Below are 18578 nucleotides of genomic sequence, written 5' to 3' on the forward strand. Positions count from 1 at the left end.
CCGGCGCCTGTGTCCCGTACCGCCGTCGCCGCGGTACGGGACACAGGGCGTGCGCCCGTACCCACTCAGCGGGCCGCCCCGGCGCCCTTCCCCACCACGGTGTTGCTCGTGACCGCGCCGTCGGCGCCGGCCAGGGTCACGGCGTGCCGGACCCCGTCGGATCCGAGGACCACCACGCGCCAGGCGCTCCCGCCGCCCTCCTGGGCGACCACGCGCAGGGCCTCCGCCTTGCCGCCGGGCACGGCGGCCTCCGCCTTGTCCAGGGCCTGGGCCGCCGGCAGCGCGGGCAGCGGTACGGGCGACCGGTCGGGGCCACCCACGACGAACCCCTCCTCGCCGTCGGGCGCCCCCGGCCGGCCCGGCCCGTCCGGCGGGAAGGCGCCCCGCTCGCCCTTCTGACCCCGCAGGCCGGGCTTCCCGGGCTCGCCCGGCTTCCCGGGGCGCGCGGGAAGCGGAGCCGTCATCTCGCCGCCCCCCTCCCGCTCGACGTCGAACCGGTCCCACACCCGCTCCGCACGCGTGCGGCGGACGTCGTGGTCGTGATCCGCCACGGCCACCACCGCCGCCCCCGCGCCGGCGGAGGCCACCACCACGAGCCCGAGCGCCACCCAGCGCCCCCGGCCCTCACGGGCGAACCGGGTGAAGCGGGCGCCGCGCCCCGCCGCCTTGCCGGCCGGGTCGCCGCCACCCTCGCCGCCGCCCTCGACGGGAACAGCGGCCGGGGGGAACTCGGGCGGCTGCGGACTGGACTGAGTCATCTGGATGCTCCTCGCGCTTCTCCGGGCGACGTGCCCGGCTCGGCCGATCCTGCGAGCAGGATGCTGAAGCCCCGCTGAAGCGAGCTGAAGAACCCTTCAGCAAGCCGGCGGCGCGACCTGAGAACCTTGCCCCATGCGCGTACTGGTGGTCGAGGACGAGCGGCGGCTGGCCGCCGCCCTGCAACGCGGTCTGCGGGCCGAGGGCTTCACTGTGGACACGGCACACGACGGCCCGCAAGGCCTGTGGATGGCCGGCGAGCACGACTACGACGCCATCGTGCTCGACATCATGCTGCCCGGCCTCAACGGCTACCGGGTCTGCGCCCGGCTGCGCGCGGCCGGCTGTGAGTCCGGCATCCTCATGCTCACCGCCAAGGACGGCGAGTACGACGAGGCCGAGGCCCTGGACACCGGAGCCGACGACTTCCTCTCCAAGCCCTTCTCCTACGTGGTCCTCGTGGCCCGCCTGCGGGCCCTGATCCGGCGCACCGGCCGCCGCAGCCCACAGGTCATGGAGTTCGGCGACCTCCTCGTCGACCCGGCCCGGCAGCGCTGCACGCGCGGCGGCGTCGAAGCCCGGCTGACCGCACGCGAGTTCGCCGTCCTGGTGCACCTGGCCCGCCGGGCCGGCGAGGTCGTACCCAAGCGGGACATCCTCGACCACGTCTGGGACGCCGCCTACGAAGGCGACCTGAACGTCGTCGAGGTCCACGTCAGCGCCCTGCGCCGGAAGATAGACGCGCCCTTCGGCCGGGCCGCGGTGGAGACCGTCCGGGGCGCCGGATACCGGCTGGCGGCCGACGGTGGCTGATCCCGACCGGTCCCACGACTCCCAGCCCTCTCACGGGTTCTGTGAGCTCCACGCGGACCGGGACCGCCCCCGCGCGGCGGCGTCCCGGCCGCGCGAGCTCGGGTACCGGCTGCGCAGGGCCGCGTCCCGGCTCCGTCCGAGGTCCGTCCGTGCCCAGGCCACCCTCGGCGCGTCCGCCGTGGTGGCCCTGGCCCTCGGACTGGCCTCCTTCGCCCTGCTCGGGGCCCTGGAGGCCAACCTGACCAGGAGCGCCCAGGAGGATGCCGAACGGCAGGCCGTCAAGGTGGCCGCGCTGGCGGCCACCGGCCGGCTGGACCCCGTACCGCCCCCGGGCCGCGGGAGCGACTTCTTCCAGGTCGTCGACGCGCGGGGCCGCGTGCTCGCCGCCAGCCCCAACCTCAGCGGCCGCCCCGCCCTCGTCCCCGAACCACCCGTCGCACCCGGCACGGTCCGCGACACCTGGAAGGGCGGCCGGGTCCGCCAGGAACACCGCCAGCGCGTCGTGCAGGTCACCACCGTCACCGAGAAGGGCCTGGTCACCGTCTACGCCGGGACCTCGCTCCGGGACGCCGACACCGCCGACGCGACGATCATGGCGGTGCTGGCCGTCGTGGTACCGCTGCTCGTCCTGGTCGTGGCCCTGATCACCTGGCGCGTCACCGGCTGGGCCCTGCGCCCCGTCGAGGCGATCCGCGCCGAGGTCGCCGAGATCGGCGACCGCGAACTGCACCGCCGGGTGCCCGTTCCGCCCACCCGCGACGAGGTGGCCCGGCTCGCCGTCACCATGAACGCCACCCTGGACCGGCTGGAAGCCGCCGGCATCCGCCAGCGCCGCTTCATCGCGGACGCCTCGCACGAACTGCGCAGCCCCATCACGGTGCTCCGCACCCAACTGGAGGTCGCGCAGGCCCACCCGGATCCCGAACTGTGGGGCGAACTGGTCAGCGGCGCGCTCGAGGACACCGTGCGGCTCCAGGACCTGGCGGCCGACCTGCTCCTGCTGGCTCGCCTCGACACCTCGGAGCCGCCACCGGCCACCGCCGTCGACCTCACGGAGGTGGTCCGCGAAGCGGCCCGGACGCGCCCGGGCGCCCGCGTCCCCGTACACGCCGACATCGCGCCCGGGATAGCCATCCGCGGCAGCACGATCTGGCTGTCACGGCTCGTCACCAACCTGCTGGACAACGCCGGCCGGCACGCCGAGCGGAACGTCGCCCTCGTGCTGCGCGTCGACGAGGCCCGCGGCGAGGCCGTCCTGGAGGTCACCGACGACGGAGCGGGCATCGCGCCCGCCGACCGCGAGCGGGTCTTCGAACGCTTCACCCGGCTCGACGACGCCCGCGCCCGCGACGAGGGCGGCACCGGCCTGGGTCTGGCCATCGCCCGCGACATCGCCCTGCGCCTCGGCGGCACGCTCGCCGTCCGGGACTCCCCGAAGGGGGCCCGCCTGGTCGCCACGCTCCCGCTCGGCCCCTGACGTAGCGGCCCGGGGGGTCGAAGAGCCGGGCGGGCTTCACGGTGACCCGGCCCGTGGAGACGGCCTTCAGGGTGCCGAGGGCCGAGACGTACGCCGGGAAACTGTCCGTGTCCCGCCGGTGGCGGGCCGGCTCCCGGTAGTCGCCGAGGGCCGGGCAGCCGCCGCCCGCCGGCGCGTCCACCCACTCGGTGTTGTACGGGGGGAGCAGCGTCTCCCCGCTCGCCGCGAACACGGTGTTGGCGCTGTAGTAGCGGAAGTCGGCGCCGTGGAAGAGGGCCCCGCCCGAGTCCGGGAAGGTCTTGGTCAGTCCCGCCCCGTCGTAGGGGAGTCCTTCTTCCACGTGCCCGATGCCGTGGGGGCGGGTCTGCTCCCTCCCGCTCGGGAGCAGTCTGCAGGCAGCCGGTGACCAACCGTGGCGAGGCATCCGGCGCCGGGGTGAGATTCCGGGAAGCTTCACCCTGTCGTCGCGCGTCCGTTCCTACGAAGCGGCGTAGCGGGCCAGGAAGAGGTCGACTCCCGAGGTGACGACACGGGTCAGCTCCGCCGGGTCCCTCCCGGTGCCGGGTGCGAAGGTGTGCACCAGTTGCGGGACGCCGGCGGTGACGGCGACGAGCTGCTGAACGGCGAGTACGGGGTCCGGGACGTCGAGCTGGCCGCGCCTGGCGAGCTCCGTGCAGGCCTCGACGAGGGGCCCGTCGTACCTGTCGTACGTGACCCGGTACCAGAGCCGGCCGAGCTGCGGAAAGCGGTCGATCTCACCGATCACCAGGCGGCGCAGCGCCATGACGTCGGGGCGCAGCAGGAGCACGGCCCGGTCCCGGGTGAGGGCGATCAGGGCGGCGCGCAGATCGGCGGCCTCCGCGAGGGCGGAGGCGCGGGGTTCGTGTCCGGCGCAGGTCTCGCGCAGCAGGCCGGCGATCACGGCGAGGAACAGCCGCTCCTTGGTGCCGAAGTGCTTGTAGACCGTCGCCTTGGAAACCCCGGCACGGCTGGTGATCGCGTCCATGGAGGCGGCCGCGAACCCCTCGGCGAGGAACTCCGCGGCGGCCGCGTCCGCGATCGCCCGGCGCTTGCGCCGGACGGCCTCGGAGGAAGAGGGGATCACGGGGATGACCGGGATGCCGAAGGCGTCGGTGGCGTTCGCCGTCTCGGCTTCCATGGGGGAGTCCTTCGTACCTGCGGGGTGGCATGGGGTGGCAAGGGGGCGGTGCGCGCCGGGTCCAGTGTATGAACCGAACCGTCCGGTCGGCACTGCCTGCCTGCCTGCCCGGTCCCGGTGCGCGTCAGTCCTGCGCCGAGCGGCCCTCCTTGACGGCCTCGGTGATGTCGGCCGTGTCGGCGGCCGGCGGGATCGCGATGTCCTCCGCGACGCCGAAGGAGAGGAAGTCGATGTCGACGGTGACGGTCCCGAAGGTCTGGTTCAGCCGGGAGGGCATCCCCTTGTCGTCGACCCAGAGGTCCGAGACGAGCTCGGTCGCACCGCTCCCGCCCACCGCCCCGAACATCGCCTTGGTGCCGCCCAGTTTGTCCGCCGGAACCGTGGCCCGATAGTGCACGGAGCTCTTGCCGTTGACGTCCTCCCGGCCGACCTCGGTCACGTTGCCGGCCCACTTCAGGGACTTCAGCCCGGCCGTCGGGTCGTTGTCGCCCGCGTTCATCCCGGCTGCGCCCTGCTCGCCGAGCACGGCGGAGGCCTCGACCTTCAGCCGTGTCCTGCCCGCGAAGGGGCCGCTCGGCGCCGGGTCGATGCCGTAGTAGCAGACCCCCTGGACGAGCCGGTACGTGATCGTGCCGTCGGCGACCAGATCCTCCATCCGGAGGTCCTCGGCCGGCATCTCGGCCTCCATCGCGAGGCCGTCACCCCAGGAGTAGGTGCCGTTCACCTGGACCGGCTTGCCGCCCGTGTCGGGCATCGTCACGCTCAGCTCGACCTCGGCCGAGCCCGCCTTCGCGGCCTCGTCGGAGGCCTGCGTGAGCGTTGCGACCAGTGTCTCGGCCGAGTCGGCGGCCTTCTGTCCCACGGAGGCGTCGGCCGTACAGCCGCCCGGGCCCGCCGTCACCATCACGGCCGCCGCGATGCTCGCGGTGACTGTCCCTGCCTTCATTCCCCATCCCTTGGCGGGTTGTCGTCCCCGTCCCCCGGACGGGACCCGATGCGTCACCCGCTCGCACGGTCCCTCGACCGTGAGCGATTCCTTCGGCCTCCGCCGAACCGCCGCGAAGTTCCCCCGGGAGGCCCGGGAAACTCGGGGGCACCCGTCCGAGCAGTCCTTATATCCTGCCCGGCATGCTGCGACTCCAACTCCTGCGGGCCGATCACGAGGACGCCCTACTGGCCTTCGAGCGGGACAACCGGGCGTACTTCGCCCGCTCCGTACCGGACCGCGGGGACGCGTACTTCGCGGAGTTCGCCGCCCGCCACCGCGCCCTGCTCGCGGAACAGGAGACGGGCGCGTGCCGGTTCCACCTCGTGATGGACGCAGCCGGAGAGCTGATCGGGCGTGTCAACCTGGTGGACCTCGAGGACGGCGCAGCCGACCTCGGCTACCGGATCGGTGAACGAGCGGCGGGCCGCGGCGCGGCCACCGCCGCCGTCCGGGAGGTCTGCCGGCTCGCCGCCACGGAGTACGGACTCGGCGTCCTCACCGCGTCAGCGGCCCTGGACAACGCGGCCTCGGCGGCGGTGCTCCGGCGGACCGGATTCACGGTTGTGGGGGAGACCGTCCTGGACGGCTGCCCCGGGCTGAGCTACCGGCGCGAGCTGACCGCCGAGGGCTGACCGGCGCGAGCTGACCGCTGCCGGCCTACCGTCGACGGCCGAACCGCCCTCGGCTGACCCTCCAGGGCTGACCGGCCCCGCCCGCCCCGTTCCGCCCGAACGGGGCGACAGCCCCGGTCCTGATGCGTACGGGTGACGGTCCGACAGGGATGCGTCACCCCATCGGTGGCCCCGGCGCGCGCGCACGGCGTTGATCACCGAGTGTGTTGATCACTGGCAGCGTGCGCTGCCCGTCGGCCCCCGCATCGAGGAGTAACCGGCCCCATGGCTGTCGCGCCGCACCCCGCCGCCGATCGGTTGCCGGTCCCCGCCGAGGCGGAGGTGCGCGGCCACGCCGGGCACGCGCTCCCGGCCATCGACCACGAGCGGCCCAGGACGCGTGAGGGCTCCACGGACGAAGAGACCCGGGCCATGGCCCACGCGCTCTGAGACCCCCCTCCTTTCCCCCTTCTCCCCCCCACGTAAAGGTTCCCCATGTCCCGTCCCGGAGTCGCCCGCGCCGACTCCCCGGACTTCGCCGCCCACATCGCGCTGCCGCCCACCGGCGCGGTGCGGTTCCATCTCCGCCGTATGTGATTCCTTCGCCCCCACTGCCACTTGGAGCAAGCCGATGGCCCTCGCCCCGTCGCCGCCCCCGGGCTGCCCCCACACCGGACCCGCCCGCAGGACCGTGGTCCAGGCGGCGGCCCTCGCCGCCGCCGGAGTCACGACGGGCCTCGCACCCGCGGCGTGGGCCGCCGAGGCCCCGGCCCGCCCGCCGGCGGGACCGGCCGCGGAGCCCGCGCGCAGGGACACCGACCCCGCGCTCCTCCCGCTGCGCACCGACCGCGACTCCCAGGGCGACATCCTCGCCGGGTTCCGCAAGGACCACGCCTGCTTCCTCTTCCTCCACTTCCGCGACGCCGGCAAGGCCCGGCGCTGGCTGGCCGGCCTGCTGCCCTCGATCTCCACCACCGAGGAAGTGGCCCGCTTCAACCGGGCCTTCAGCAGGGCCCGCCGGCGCAGCGGGGGCATCGATCCCGACTCCATGGCCACGCTGTGGACCGGGCTCAGCCTGACGCATCCGGGGCTGGTCCTGTTCGCGGGCAAGGAGCCGTTCCCCGCGGCCCCGGCCGGCTCCAGCGCCGAGGCCTTCACCCAGGGCTCCGCCGCCCGCGCGCAGCAGCTCGGCGACACCGGTACCAGCGCCCCGCAGTCCTGGCTGTTCGGCTCGCAGGAGCCCGGGCGCGTGGTGCACGCCGTCCTCACGCTCGCCGCAGACCAGCCCGAACGCCTCGCAGCCGCCGTCGCACAGCACCGCGAGGGCGCGGGCGCCGCGGGGGCGACGGTCCTGTTCCTCCAGGACGGGGCCACGCTCCCCGGCGAGCTGCGCGGGCACGAGCACTTCGGCTTCCTCGACTGCATCAGCCAGCCCGGCGTACGGGGCTTCGACGAGCCCGACCCGGCAGACGCCACCGGCGTGCTCGGCAAGCCCGGATCCAGGCTGATCCCCGCCGGCGAGTTCGTCGTCGGCGCCGAGCGGGTGGGCAAGCGCCCCACGGGCCTGCCCGCCTGGGCCACCGGCGGCGCCTTCCAAGTGGTACGCCGCCTCGCGCAGGACGTGCCCGGCTGGTGGACCCAGGTCGCCCTGCGCCTCGCCGAACTCCAGCGCGCCGGCGCCGCGCCCGCCGACGCCGGCCGGGAATGGCTCGGAGCCCGGCTGATGGGCCGCTGGCCGGGCGGCATGCCGGTGGCCCTGTGCCCCGCGGCGGAGCAACTGCCCGTGCCGGGGAAGCATCCCGACGCCGGACTCGACTACAGCCAGGACCCGCAGGGCTGGGGCATGCCGCTGTTCGCGCACATCCGCAAGGGGAACCCGCGCGGCGGCCTCGTCCTCACCCCGGGCCGTCCCCCCGTGGCCCAGGCGGAGCTCGACGCGCGGCGCCTGATGCGGCGCGGAATCCCGTACGGCCCCGTCTACAAGCCCGAACTGGGCGAGGAGCACGGTCCGCAGGCCCAGCGCGGGCTGGTCTTCGTCTGCCACCAGTCGGACCTGGTGGGGCAGTTCGAGCTGGTGATGCGCAAGTGGGTGAACGACCCCGAGTTCCCGGCCGGCCGCAACCCCCGCGCGGGCTGCGACCCGGTGATCGGCCCCGATTCTCCCATCGCCTTCGAAACGCCCTCGGCGGACGGCACCGGCAGCCGGGCCAACACCCTCCACTTCGGCCGTTTCGTCCGCACCGAGGGATCGGTCTACGCCTTCAGCCCCTCCCTCCCCGTCCTGCGCGCCCTGGCCAAGGGCGAACTCGACGTCTCCATCGAGTTCCACACCGGTTCCGTCCTGCGCCCCGGCGGCGTCCTCGACGCGGGGAAGGCCCGGCTCACCCTCGACGCCACCGGCGACCTCGCCCTGCTCGACGCACGCGGCACCCGCACCTGGCACACCTACACAGGTGGCGTCGGCCACGACGCCGTGCTCACCCAGGACGGTGAACTGCTCGTCCGTGACGCCGACGGCGGTGCGGTCTGGTCCAGCGGAACCAGCGGCCACCCGGGCGCGCGCCTGCTGCTGCGCCCCTCCGGAGAGCTGGTGATCCTGTCCGGGACCCGGGTGCTGTGGAGGGCCTCCGCCTCGTAGGGTGACCGCATGGCGATCACGGCACCAGTGAAGGACGACACCCGGCTGATCTACGGCTGCATGGCTCTCGGCGGGAGCTGGGAGCCCGGCCCGCACCAGGCCGAGGACATCGACGCGGCCGAGGCGGTGATCGAGGCCGCCCTCGACAGCGGTATCACGATGTTCGACCACGCGGACATCTACCGGCACGGAAAAGCGGAAGCCGTCTTCGGCGAGGTGCTCGCCCGCACCCCCGGCCTGCGCGAGCGCATCACGCTGCAGACCAAGTGCGGCATCCGCCTCGCCGAGGGCGACCGTCCCGGGATCTACGACCTGCGGGGCGCGAGCATCCTGCGCCGTGTCGAGGAGAGCCTCACACGGCTGCGCACCGATGTCATCGACGTCCTGCTCCTGCACCGGCCCGACCCCCTGGCCGACCCGGCGGACATCGCCGAGGCGCTCACCTCGCTGCACCGCCAAGGCCTCGTCAGGCAGTTCGGCGTCTCCAACATGAACGCCGCGCAATGCGCCCACCTGCAACGCCACCTCGACGTCCCGCTCGTCGCCAACCAGCTGGAGATGAGCCTGCAGCGGCGGGACTGGCTGGAGGACGGGGTCCTCGTGAACACCCCGGCCGCGGCCGCCGTCGGCTTCCCGGCCGGCACCGTCGAGTACTGCACGGCCAACGGAGTCCGCCTCCAGGCCTACGGGGCGCTGGCCCAAGGCCGCTTCACCGGGAGGGAGTCGAGCGTCGGGGAGCACGCGACCGCCGAGCACGTGCGCGCCCTGGCCAAGGCCAAGGACACGACACCGGAGACGATCCTGCTGTGGTGGCTGCAACGCCACCCGGCCCGGATCGCCCCCGTCATCGGCACCGGTCGGCCCGACCGCATCCGGGCCTGCCGCGACGCGGCGCTGCGCGCCCCGGACCTCGGCCACGAGGAGTGGTACTCCCTGTGGCTCACCGCCCGGGGCGGGCCGCTTCCCTAGCCGGGCGAGCCCACCGCGCACACCGGGATCGGGGTGGCCCGGTGCGGGTCGAGGGCGGCCCTGACCAGGTGCCAGACGTTGAGGTCGTAGGCCTCGCCGATGTGGCCCACCGGGTCGAAGGGGCAGAAGTCCTGCACGTACTGGTTCTTGACCCCCGGCTCGCGGACGAACGCCGTCTCGGTCGGGGTCACCAGCTCGTCGTAGCGCGAGGTGATGATGGTGTACGCGATCCCGGGCTGGGCCACCGGACCGTCGTTCAGCGCCAGGATCGCGGGACCGCCGGGCACCTCGTCGGCGAGCACGGGGATGCCGATGGTGGTCACGATCTTCTCCATGGTCGCCCGGCCGATGAGCTTGTCGCCCAGGTCGAGCAGCCCGGCGGCGTTCGTGCCGTGGGTCGGGGGAGCGATGGCCACGACCGCCTTGATGTGGGGCTGGATGCCCTGCATCTTGGCGAGGTACAGGGCCTGGAGCCCGCCCTCGGAGTGGCCGACCACCGAGACCTTGTCCGCGCCGGTCGCGCCGCGCACCTTCTCCACGTACTCCTTGATCTCCAGGTTGGACACGGCCACCGGCTTGAGGCCTCCGACCAGCGGGAAGCCGTCGTAGGCGCCGTAGGTCAGGGCGAAGGTGCAGTAGCCGCGGGCGGCGAGGTCGAGCTGGAGGAAGTTGAGGTCCTCGTACCAGGTGGCGAAGGTGCCGTGCAGGAGCACCACGGGCTCGGGGTGCGCGGCGCCCGGCCGACAGGAGAAGTCGTTGACCCCGCCTGCCGTGACGCCCTCGGTCGCGGCGTGCGCCGGAAAGGCGGCTCCGAGCATGAGGGCCAGCGGGAGTGCGGCTCTGGCGAGCAGGGTGCGGGTGCGCGACGCACGGGTACGGCGGGCCATACGACATCTCCTGACGGGGGGTCGTGTGCTGGTCGGACTGCACAGAATGCTCCGGTGCGCCGCCGGTGTCCCCTGGCGGTACGCGCAGAATGCTTCCTCCCGCGTTTGTGCACGGTGACAATGCGGGGATGGGCGACGCGGGCGGGACGGCGAACAGCACGGCGAGCGGCATGGCGAGCGGCACGGCGAACAGCACGGCGGGCGGCACGGCGGCGGACGGGGAGTCCGCGGCCGCGCGGGTCCTCGCCGCCGCGCTGCTGCCCCGGATACCGGAGATGGCGGCCGAGACCGTCGCCCGGCTGACCGCCGACATCCCCGCCTACCGGCTGCTGCCCGACAGCGTCCTCGGCGGAGACCTCGTCGCGAACACCGAAGCCGTGCTGAAACTGTTCTTCACCACCGTCGCCGAAGGGCGGGCGCCCACCGAGGCAGAGCTGGCCGCCCCCGTCGCCTGGGGCGCCGAGCGGGCCCGGGACGGGGTCCCCCTGGAGGCGGTACTACGGGTCTACCCGCTCGGCGCCCGACGGGCCTGGGAGCTCGCCGCGGCCGGCCCCGAGCCCGTCGCCGACCCGTACGCCCTGGTCACGGGCCTGCTGGCGTTCCTCGGCGAGGTCATGCCCAAGGTCGCCGAGGCCTACCTGCGGGAACAGGCCGACCTCGACTGGGAGCAGCGCGAACACGGCCGCAACCTCGCGGGGGTCCTGCTCGCGGGCCGGCCGGCCCGGCGCGCGGCCGAACGGTACGGACGCACCCTCGCCGAACGGTACGAGGTGGTCGTCCTGCGCCTCCCCGACGCACCCGGCGGTGCGACGCACCGCATCCTGCGCGCCCTGCGCTCCGAACTCGACGGCAACCCCGAGGTGCTGGCCACCTTCAAGGGCGAAGGCGGCGTCCTCCTGGTCCCGCTCGGCCCGCACCGCCCGGACGGCCCGCACGGCGCGCCCGGCCCGGACGGCGCGACCCGCCGGCTGCTCGCCCGCCTCGACACGGCGGCCGAACTGCGGTGCACGGCGGCGGCCGCCGTCGCCGAGGACCACGGATCGATCCCGCGGGCCCAGGCGGAGGCCTCCGACGTGCTCTCCCTGGCCGAGGACCTGGGCCGCCCACCGGGGCTCTACCGACTGGCCGACCTCGCCGTCGAGTACCAGCTCGTGCAGCCCGGCCCCGCCCGCGACGCCCTGGCCCGGGTCCTGGCACCCCTCGACGACCAGCCCCATCTGATCGCCACACTGCGGGAGTTCATCGCGGCCGGCTACCGGCGTGCCGAGGCCGCCGACGCCCTCACCGTCCACCGCAACACCCTGACCTACCGCCTGGGCCGCATCCGGCTGCTCACCGGCCACGACGCCACCGACCCCACCGGCGCCCGCCACCTCGCGGCGGCCCTCACGGCCTACGGCGCCGCCCGCCGCAGCGGCCCCTGATGCGCACCGGCGGGCCGGCAGGCCGGACAGGCCGGTTCGTCAGAGGACCGGCGGCCGCCCGGCGGCCGTCAGCCGCGCCACGGTGCGCCAGCGCATGGGCCGCCGCACCTGGTCGTGCCGGGCCGCCCACCCTTCGCGCAATCCCCGCAGGGAGTCCCGGAGTCCGCCGCCCCGCAGCCCGCGCAGGGCCGTGACGGCCGTCCAGATGCCGAGGTACGCGGGGATGAGGGGCGCGGGGAGGTTGCGGTAGGCGAGCCAGACGCGGTTGCGGGCCGCCAGCCGGTGGAAGAGCGCGTGCCGGGTGGGGCTGGTGACCGGGTGGTGCATACGGACCTGGGCCGCGTACCAGCCGGTGCCGCCCCGCTCCCAGAGCCGGTACGCGAGGTCGATGCCCTCGTGGTACAGGAAGAAGTCGGGCCAGCCTCCGGCCGCGTCGAAGGCGTCCCGGCGGACCATGACCACACCCTCCGTCATGGTGGCGATGGTGCCGGGCCGCCCCGGGTCGCCGGCGCGCAGCCGGGGCACCCAACGGCGCGGCGTCGTGGTGTCGTCGGGCCCGGTCAGCCGCGGCTGGACGTACGCGGCCTCCGGGCGCCGGCGGGCTTCGGCCACCAGCCGGGCCAGGACGTCGGGCCGGGGGAAGGAGGCGTCGTTGTCGAGGAAGAAGAGGAACTCGCTGCCCGTGTCCCGCAGGGCGAGCGCGCCGCGGTTGCGGCCCTCGGGGATGCCGAGGTTCTCCGGGAGCGCGAGGACGGTGGCACCGCCCACCGAGAGCCCGGGGACGCAGCCGTTGCCGACGACCGCGATGTGCAGGTCGACGTCCTGCTGAGCGAGGAGCGTCCGGACGGCCGCCGCCTCCTCGTCGGGACGGTCGTTCATCGTCAGCAGGACGACGTCGATCCCGGTCGCGGTGGGGGAGGTGCGGGAGGAGGAGTCGGGCATGGACCGGAGGCTATCGGAGCCTGCGGTCCATGCACGCGGGAAGCCGCCCGGCCGGCTCAGGTGAGGGGGAGGAGCCGGGAGGGGCCGTGCGCCGACGCGGGCGCGGAGGCGGGGGACGCGAGCGGGGAATCGGTGTGGCCGCTCAGCGCGCTGCCGGCCAGCCAGGCGTCCCAGCTGAGGTTCCAGTCCCCGAACCCGTTGGCGAACGGGGCCATCGGCTCCCCGCCGCTGTTCACCACCGACACCACGTCCCCCTCCCGCACCGTGTCGAAGAACCAGGCCGCGTCGGCCGTGCTCATGCCCGTGCAGCCGTGGCTGACGTTCTCCTCGCCCTGCGCGTCGACCGACCAGGGCGCCGCGTGCACGTACTCGCCGCTCCACGTCACCCGGGTCGCGTAGAAGACGGGAAGGTCGTAGAACTCGCTCGTACCGCGCTTGATGCCCACGCTGTCCCCGCGCATGCGCACCTTGCGCTCCTTGCCGAGCACGACCTTGATGCCGCTGCGCGTCAGGAACCCCGCCTTGCCGGTGGTCACCGGGATGGTCCGGACGGTCCTGCCGTTGCGCCGTACGGTCATCTCGTGCGAGGCGGCGTCGGTGAGCGCCTCGATCCGGTCCCCGATGGTGAACCGCAGGGACTCCGAGGGGCCGCCGTACTCCCGTTCCCCGACCTCGACCCCGTCGAGGCCGCTCACCACGTGCACCACGGCGTGGGCGGGCCAGTAGGTGCGGGGCCGGTAGTGCAGGGTCGAGTCGTCGACCCAGTGCCAGGCGCCCTCGACCGCCGGCTCCGAGGTGACCTGCAGGGCCCGCTCCAGCCGGGCCCGCGCGGCCGGGTCGGCGGCCGGGACGGGGCGGCTCAGGGAGGCCGTCACGATCTGTCCCGCCCCGTACGTCCCGGGCCGGGGCCCGAACTCGGCCGTGAGCCGGTCGTCCCGCGCCGCGGGCGCGGTCCGGAACGCCATGGTCACGCCGACCGGGGTTCCGGCCACGTCCTGGGCGCCGACCCGGACGGTGTAGGTCTCGCCGGCCCGCAACGGCTCGGTGTTGGCCCAGTGGTGCCCCCGGGCGCCCAGGGTGCCCCCGACGTGGCGGCCGTGACCGTCGTGGACGGTGACGTAGGTGAGCAGCCCCGGTCCGCCGAGGGTGATCTCCAGGGGGCCGGCCGCGTCGGTGGGCAGGACGACCGTGTGCGCCGCCGCCCGGGACGCGCCGTGGGACGAGGCGTCGCGCACCACGGAACCGGCTCCGCTGGAGGTGGCCCGGACCACCTGCTGCTCCAGCCCGCCGCACAGCCCGGCCCGGAAGGCGTCCATCGCGCACCGCCGGCCCCCGTCGTCCAGTGCCCGGCCGACCAACAGCTCGACGGATCCGGTGCGCTCGCCGCCGGCCTGCCTCCCGGCACCGGACGGCGACGCCGACTGCGGTGCGGCGGCGACGACGAAGACCACTCCGGCCACCGCCCCGGCCACGCTCCACGTCCTGCCCCGTCGCCGGAGTCCTCCACGGTGTGTCGATGACAGCATGCGCGCCACGCAGCCCTCCCAGATCGCCTTCGGCCGGATGGCAGCATCAAAACGATTTCCGGGCAGCCTGATGATCATGAACGCGGCTCGTGGGGCCGAATGGGCACCGAAGAGGGCTCGTACGGAGTAGGGGAGGGGTGCTCCAGGTGGCCGCCGTGGGGGAGGGGCGCTACCGGGGGCTTCAGGCCGTGACGTTGGCGAAGAACCCGGCCAGGTTCGCGACCGTCCGCTGGATCTTCTCCTCCAGCGTGAGCGACTCGTGGAGCCGTGCGCCCGGGCCCGCGTCCTTCTTGCCCCGTACGTAGAGCGAGCAGGCGAGGTCCCCGCAGATGTAGGCGCCCACGGAGTTCCCCTGCTGCCCGGCCTTGCCCGCCTTCGGCGCGACCATCAGGGAGACGCCCCCGGTGTGGGTGGTCAGGCACAGCGAGCACATGCTGCGCCGCGCCTGCGAGGGGGCGGCGGCGGAGGTGCGCAGCGCGAGGGCGACCGGGCGCCCGTCCAGTGCGGTGGCGAGGTAGGCGCGCTCGGGGGCCTTGGGGTCCCACCAGCCGATGAAGTCCAGGTCGTCCCAGGGCCGTTCGGCCAGATCGCGGGGTACGGACAGGCGCTTGGCTTCGCCCTTGGTGCAGTTCACGAAGGCGGCACGGATCTCTTGCTCGGTCAACGGCTTCATGAGTGGCAGGCTAATTTGCCTAAAAATTTTAGGCAAATGCATAATGTCTATCGCCAGCTAGGAGGCACATGATGGTTCGAGCAGGACTGACCGCGGAGCGGCTGACCCGGGCGGGAGCGGAGCTCGCCGACGAGGTCGGCTTCGAGCAGGTGACCGTCTCGGCGCTCGCCCGGCGGTTCGACGTCAAGGTCGCGAGCCTCTACTCGCACCTGAAGAACTCCCAGGACCTCAAGACCCGGATCGCGCTGTTCGCGCTGGAGGAACTGGCCGACCGGGTCGCGGCCGCCCTCGCCGGGCGGGCCGGCAAGGACGCCCTCGCCGCCTTCGCGGACGCCTACCGGGACTACGCCCGGCAGCACCCCGGCCGCTACGACGCCGCCCGGCTCCGGCTCGACCCCGAGACGGCCGCCGCCAGTGCGGGCGTACGGCACGCCCAGATGACGCGGGCCATCCTGCGCGGCTACGACCTGACGGAACCGGACCAGACGCACGCGGTCCGGATGCTCGGCAGCGTCTTCCACGGCTACGTCAGCCTGGAACTGGGCGGCGGCTTCAGCCACACCGCCGTGGACCCGCAGGAGTCCTGGAACTGGATCGTGGACTCGCTCGACGCGATGCTGCGCACGTCCGGGACCCCGTGACCCGCGTAACCCCGTGACCCCGTATCCCGGTAACCCCGTATCCCCGATCATCACGAGGCTGAGGCGATGACCACCGACCACGAATGGATCACCACGCCCGTCACCGAGGGCCTCCTGCGCGGGGCCCTCGACGTGGAACGCACCGCGCACGGCCTGCTGCCCCACCGGCTGCCCGCCCGGGCCCGCCTGCAGATCCCCGACGACCAGCTGGCCACGGCCGAAGCCCGCCCGTCCGGCGTGCGGCTGGTCTTCCGTACCGCGGCCACCGTCATCGAGCTGGACGCCCTGCCCACCAAGAGGGCCTACCGCGGCTTCCCGGCCTCGCCGGACGGCGCGTACGACCTGGTGATCGACGGCGTGCTCGCGGCCCGGGCCACCGTGCCCGGGGGCAGGGTCCGCACCCTCGATCTGGCGACCGAGGCCGTCGCACTCGAAGACGGACCGCCCGGCACCGCCCGCTTCGCGGATCTGTCCGCCCGCGACAAGGACGTCGAGATCTGGCTCCCCCACACCGAGATCACCGAGCTGATCGCCCTGCGCACCGACGCACCCGTCACGCCCGCGCCGGCCAGCGGGCGCAGGGTGTGGCTGCACCACGGCAGCTCCATCAGCCACGGCTCGAACGCGGAGCGTCCGACCGGCACCTGGCCGGCCCTGGCGGCGGCGCAGGGGGCAGTGGACCTGGTCAACATGGGATTCTCCGGCAGCGCCCTGCTGGACCCCTTCACCGCCCGCGCCATGCGGGACACCCCCGCCGACCTGATCAGCGTCAAGATCGGCATCAACATCGTCAACCTGGACCTGATGCGGCTGCGCGCCTTCGCCCCCGCGGTCCACGGCTTCCTCGACACGCTGCGCGAGGGCCATCCGACCACGCCGCTCCTGGTCGTGTCTCCCCTCCTGTGCCCGATCCAGGAGGACACCCCCGGCCCCCTCGCCACCGACTTCAGCACCGGGACCCTGCGCTTCAAGGCCCTGGGCGACCCCGCCGAACGGGCCGCCGGGCGCCTGACGCTGGGCGTCATCCGCGAGGCTCTCACCGGGATCGTCGCGCAGCGGGCGGCCGAGGACCCCCACCTGTCCTACCTCGACGGCCGCGAGCTCTACGGCGCCAAGGACCACGCCGAGCTCCCACTGCCCGACGACCTCCACCCCGACCCCGCGGGCCACGTGCGCATCGCCGGGAACTTCGCCCGCCACGCCTTCGCCGCCGGGGGCCCCTTCGCCCCCACGGCCGGCTGAACCGCCCTGCCGTGACCGGCGGGGCGGCCCCCTCGGGTGCCCCGCCGGACTCGCCGCCGACCCGGCCGCGCGTCACAATGTCGGCACGCCCGTCGGTTCCCCATCACTTCACCGGCCCGCCATTTTGCATGATCATGCATCATCGCGCATACTCATCCCATGTCAAAGGTTCTCACCTCCCTGCCCACCGGCGAGCGCGTCGGTATCGCCTTCTCCGGCGGCCTCGACACCTCCGTCGCCGTCGCCTGGATGCGCGACAAGGGTGCCGTCCCCTGCACCTACACCGCCGACATCGGCCAGTACGACGAGCCCGACATCGCGTCGGTGCCCGCGCGGGCCACGGCGTACGGCGCCGAGATCGCGCGCCTGGTCGACTGCCGTGCGGCGCTCGTGGAGGAGGGCCTGGCGGCTCTCGCCTGCGGTGCGTTCCACATCCGCTCCGGCGGCCGCGCCTACTTCAACACGACGCCGCTCGGCCGCGCCGTGACCGGCACGCTGCTGGTCCGCGCGATGCTGGAGGACGACGTACAGATCTGGGGCGACGGGTCGACCTTCAAGGGTAATGACATCGAGCGGTTCTACCGCTACGGCCTGCTCGCCAACCCGCACCTGCGCATCTACAAGCCGTGGCTCGACGCCGACTTCGTCACCGAGCTCGGTGGCCGCAAGGAGATGTCGGAGTGGCTGCTCGCCCACGAGCTGCCCTACCGCGACAGCACCGAGAAGGCCTACTCCACCGACGCCAACATCTGGGGCGCCACCCACGAGGCGAAGACCCTGGAGCACCTCGACACCGGCGTCGAGACCGTGGACCCGATCATGGGCGTCCGGTTCTGGGACCCCGCGGTCGAGATCGCCACCGAGGACGTGACCATCGGCTTCGCGCAGGGCCGCCCCGTCACGATCAACGGCAAGGAGTTCGCCTCCGCCGTCGACCTGGTCATGGAGGCGAACGCCATCGGCGGCCGCCACGGCCTGGGCATGTCGGACCAGATCGAGAACCGGATCATCGAGGCCAAGAGCCGCGGCATCTACGAGGCTCCGGGCATGGCCCTGCTGCACGCCGCGTACGAGCGCCTCGTCAACGCGATCCACAACGAGGACACCGTCGCCCAGTACCACAACGAGGGCCGGCGCCTCGGCCGCCTCATGTACGAGGGCCGCTGGCTGGACCCGCAGGCGCTGATGATCCGCGAGTCCCTGCAGCGCTGGGTGGGTACGGCGATCACCGGCGAGGTGACGCTGCGCCTGCGGCGAGGTGAGGACTACTCGATCCTGAACACCACGGGCCCGGCGTTCAGCTACCACCCGGACAAGCTCTCCATGGAGCGCACCGAGGACTCGGCGTTCGGCCCGGTGGACCGCATCGGCCAGCTCACCATGCGCAACCTCGACATCGCCGACTCGCGCGCGAAGCTGGAGCAGTACGCGGGCCTGGGCATCGTCGGGACGACCCACCCCGCCCTGATCGGCGCCGTCGAGGCGCCGGGCTCCGGCCTGATCGGCGCGATGCCCGAGGGCGGCGCCGAGGTCATCGCCTCCCGCGGCGAGGTCTCCGGCGACGACGAGCTGCTGGACCGCGCCGCGATGGAGTTCGGCACCGACTAGTCGCTGCCGGCGGCAGGACGTGAAGCGCCGCCCGCGGTCCCCGGAGGGACCCCGGGCGGGGGTGTCGTGGCGGGGGGGGGGCCGGCGGGGTCGCACGCCGCGGGGGGCGGGGGGGGCCCCGCGCGGGGGGGGGCCGCGGGCGGCGGCGCCCGCGCCCCCCCCCCCCCGGCCCCCCCCCCCCCCGGGGCCCCCCCCCCCCCCCCCGCGGCCGGGCTGCCGGCCCG

At 74.1% G+C, this 18578-nt stretch carries 17 protein-coding genes; 10 read left to right on the forward strand and 7 right to left on the reverse strand.

Annotation, left to right across the window (positions count from 1 at the left end):
* Positions 1-65: 65 nt before the first annotated feature.
* A complete protein-coding gene (locus tag ABZY57_RS15200; RefSeq protein WP_356511930.1) occupies positions 66-758 on the reverse strand; it encodes a hypothetical protein in 693 nt (230 codons plus the stop codon).
* Between the two features lie 133 nt (positions 759-891).
* On the opposite strand from ABZY57_RS15200, the gene ABZY57_RS15205 reads away from it, so the two are divergent.
* Positions 892-1569 (forward strand): response regulator transcription factor, encoded by a 678-nt coding sequence (locus tag ABZY57_RS15205; protein WP_267815321.1) that lies wholly within the window; start codon positions 892-894, stop codon positions 1567-1569.
* Positions 1562-3046: a HAMP domain-containing sensor histidine kinase gene (locus ABZY57_RS15210; RefSeq protein WP_356511933.1), complete on the forward strand. Its 1485-nt coding sequence runs from the start codon at positions 1562-1564 to the stop codon at positions 3044-3046. Before ABZY57_RS15205 ends, ABZY57_RS15210 begins: the two co-directional genes overlap by 8 nt.
* A gap of 478 nt (positions 3047-3524) precedes the next feature.
* On the opposite strand, the gene ABZY57_RS15215 is transcribed toward ABZY57_RS15210, so the two are convergent.
* Positions 3525-4205, reverse strand: a complete 681-nt coding sequence (locus tag ABZY57_RS15215) for a TetR/AcrR family transcriptional regulator (RefSeq protein WP_356511935.1) — start codon at positions 4203-4205, stop codon at positions 3525-3527.
* A 124-nt stretch (positions 4206-4329) separates the two neighbouring features.
* Positions 4330-5151 (reverse strand): hypothetical protein, encoded by an 822-nt coding sequence (locus ABZY57_RS15220; RefSeq protein ID WP_356511937.1) that lies wholly within the window; start codon positions 5149-5151, stop codon positions 4330-4332.
* 182 nt (positions 5152-5333) lie between these two features.
* Between ABZY57_RS15220 and ABZY57_RS15225 the strand changes: the two genes are divergently transcribed.
* The 4 genes from ABZY57_RS15225 to ABZY57_RS15240 all read left to right on the forward strand — a co-directional run bounded on the left by ABZY57_RS15225 (position 5334) and on the right by ABZY57_RS15240 (position 9411).
* Positions 5334-5825, forward strand: coding sequence for a GNAT family N-acetyltransferase (locus tag ABZY57_RS15225; RefSeq protein ID WP_356511939.1), 492 nt, complete (start codon positions 5334-5336; stop codon positions 5823-5825).
* Positions 5826-6089: 264 nt separating this feature from the next.
* Positions 6090-6254 (forward strand): hypothetical protein, encoded by a 165-nt coding sequence (locus ABZY57_RS15230; protein ID WP_356511941.1) that lies wholly within the window; start codon positions 6090-6092, stop codon positions 6252-6254.
* Positions 6255-6435: 181 nt separating this feature from the next.
* Complete coding sequence (locus tag ABZY57_RS15235) at positions 6436-8442, forward strand: peroxidase (RefSeq protein ID WP_356511943.1); 2007 nt, start codon at positions 6436-6438, stop codon at positions 8440-8442.
* 9 nt (positions 8443-8451) lie between these two features.
* A complete protein-coding gene (locus tag ABZY57_RS15240) occupies positions 8452-9411 on the forward strand; it encodes an aldo/keto reductase (protein ID WP_356511945.1) in 960 nt (319 codons plus the stop codon).
* Here the strand turns inward: ABZY57_RS15240 and ABZY57_RS15245 are convergent.
* The gene (locus ABZY57_RS15245; RefSeq protein ID WP_356511947.1) at positions 9408-10298 is read right to left on the reverse strand and encodes an alpha/beta fold hydrolase; all 891 of its coding nucleotides are present in this window, start codon (positions 10296-10298) and stop codon (positions 9408-9410) included. The two genes, ABZY57_RS15240 and ABZY57_RS15245, sit on opposite strands and share 4 nt — an antisense overlap.
* Before the next feature lie 128 nt (positions 10299-10426).
* Here ABZY57_RS15245 and ABZY57_RS15250 point away from each other — a divergent pair, with 128 nt between their 5' ends.
* Positions 10427-11722, forward strand: a complete 1296-nt coding sequence (locus tag ABZY57_RS15250) for a helix-turn-helix domain-containing protein (protein WP_356511949.1) — start codon at positions 10427-10429, stop codon at positions 11720-11722.
* A 39-nt stretch (positions 11723-11761) separates the two neighbouring features.
* Here ABZY57_RS15250 and ABZY57_RS15255 read toward each other — a convergent pair whose 3' ends face one another.
* The 3 genes from ABZY57_RS15255 to ABZY57_RS15265 all read right to left on the reverse strand — a co-directional run bounded on the left by ABZY57_RS15255 (position 11762) and on the right by ABZY57_RS15265 (position 14863).
* Positions 11762-12664, reverse strand: coding sequence for a glycosyltransferase family 2 protein (locus ABZY57_RS15255; RefSeq protein ID WP_356511950.1), 903 nt, complete (start codon positions 12662-12664; stop codon positions 11762-11764).
* A 56-nt stretch (positions 12665-12720) separates the two neighbouring features.
* Positions 12721-14136, reverse strand: coding sequence for an Ig-like domain-containing protein (locus ABZY57_RS15260; protein WP_356511952.1), 1416 nt, complete (start codon positions 14134-14136; stop codon positions 12721-12723).
* A gap of 235 nt (positions 14137-14371) precedes the next feature.
* Positions 14372-14863: an FBP domain-containing protein gene (locus ABZY57_RS15265; RefSeq protein WP_356511954.1), complete on the reverse strand. Its 492-nt coding sequence runs from the start codon at positions 14861-14863 to the stop codon at positions 14372-14374.
* 71 nt (positions 14864-14934) lie between these two features.
* Between ABZY57_RS15265 and ABZY57_RS15270 the strand changes: the two genes are divergently transcribed.
* The 3 genes from ABZY57_RS15270 (at position 14935) to argG (ending at position 18354) form a co-directional block, all read left to right on the forward strand.
* Complete coding sequence (locus tag ABZY57_RS15270; RefSeq protein WP_356511966.1) at positions 14935-15504, forward strand: TetR/AcrR family transcriptional regulator; 570 nt, start codon at positions 14935-14937, stop codon at positions 15502-15504.
* 66 nt (positions 15505-15570) lie between these two features.
* Entirely contained in the window at positions 15571-16746 is a 1176-nt protein-coding gene (locus ABZY57_RS15275) for a GDSL-type esterase/lipase family protein (RefSeq protein ID WP_356511956.1), read from the forward strand.
* Between the two features lie 159 nt (positions 16747-16905).
* Entirely contained in the window at positions 16906-18354 is a 1449-nt protein-coding gene (argG, locus tag ABZY57_RS15280; protein ID WP_356511958.1) for an argininosuccinate synthase, read from the forward strand.
* The last annotated feature ends 224 nt before the right edge of the window (positions 18355-18578 follow it).

The organism is Streptomyces sp. NPDC006450 (assembly GCF_040612195.1).
In the GTDB taxonomy this organism is placed as follows: domain Bacteria; phylum Actinomycetota; class Actinomycetes; order Streptomycetales; family Streptomycetaceae; genus Streptomyces.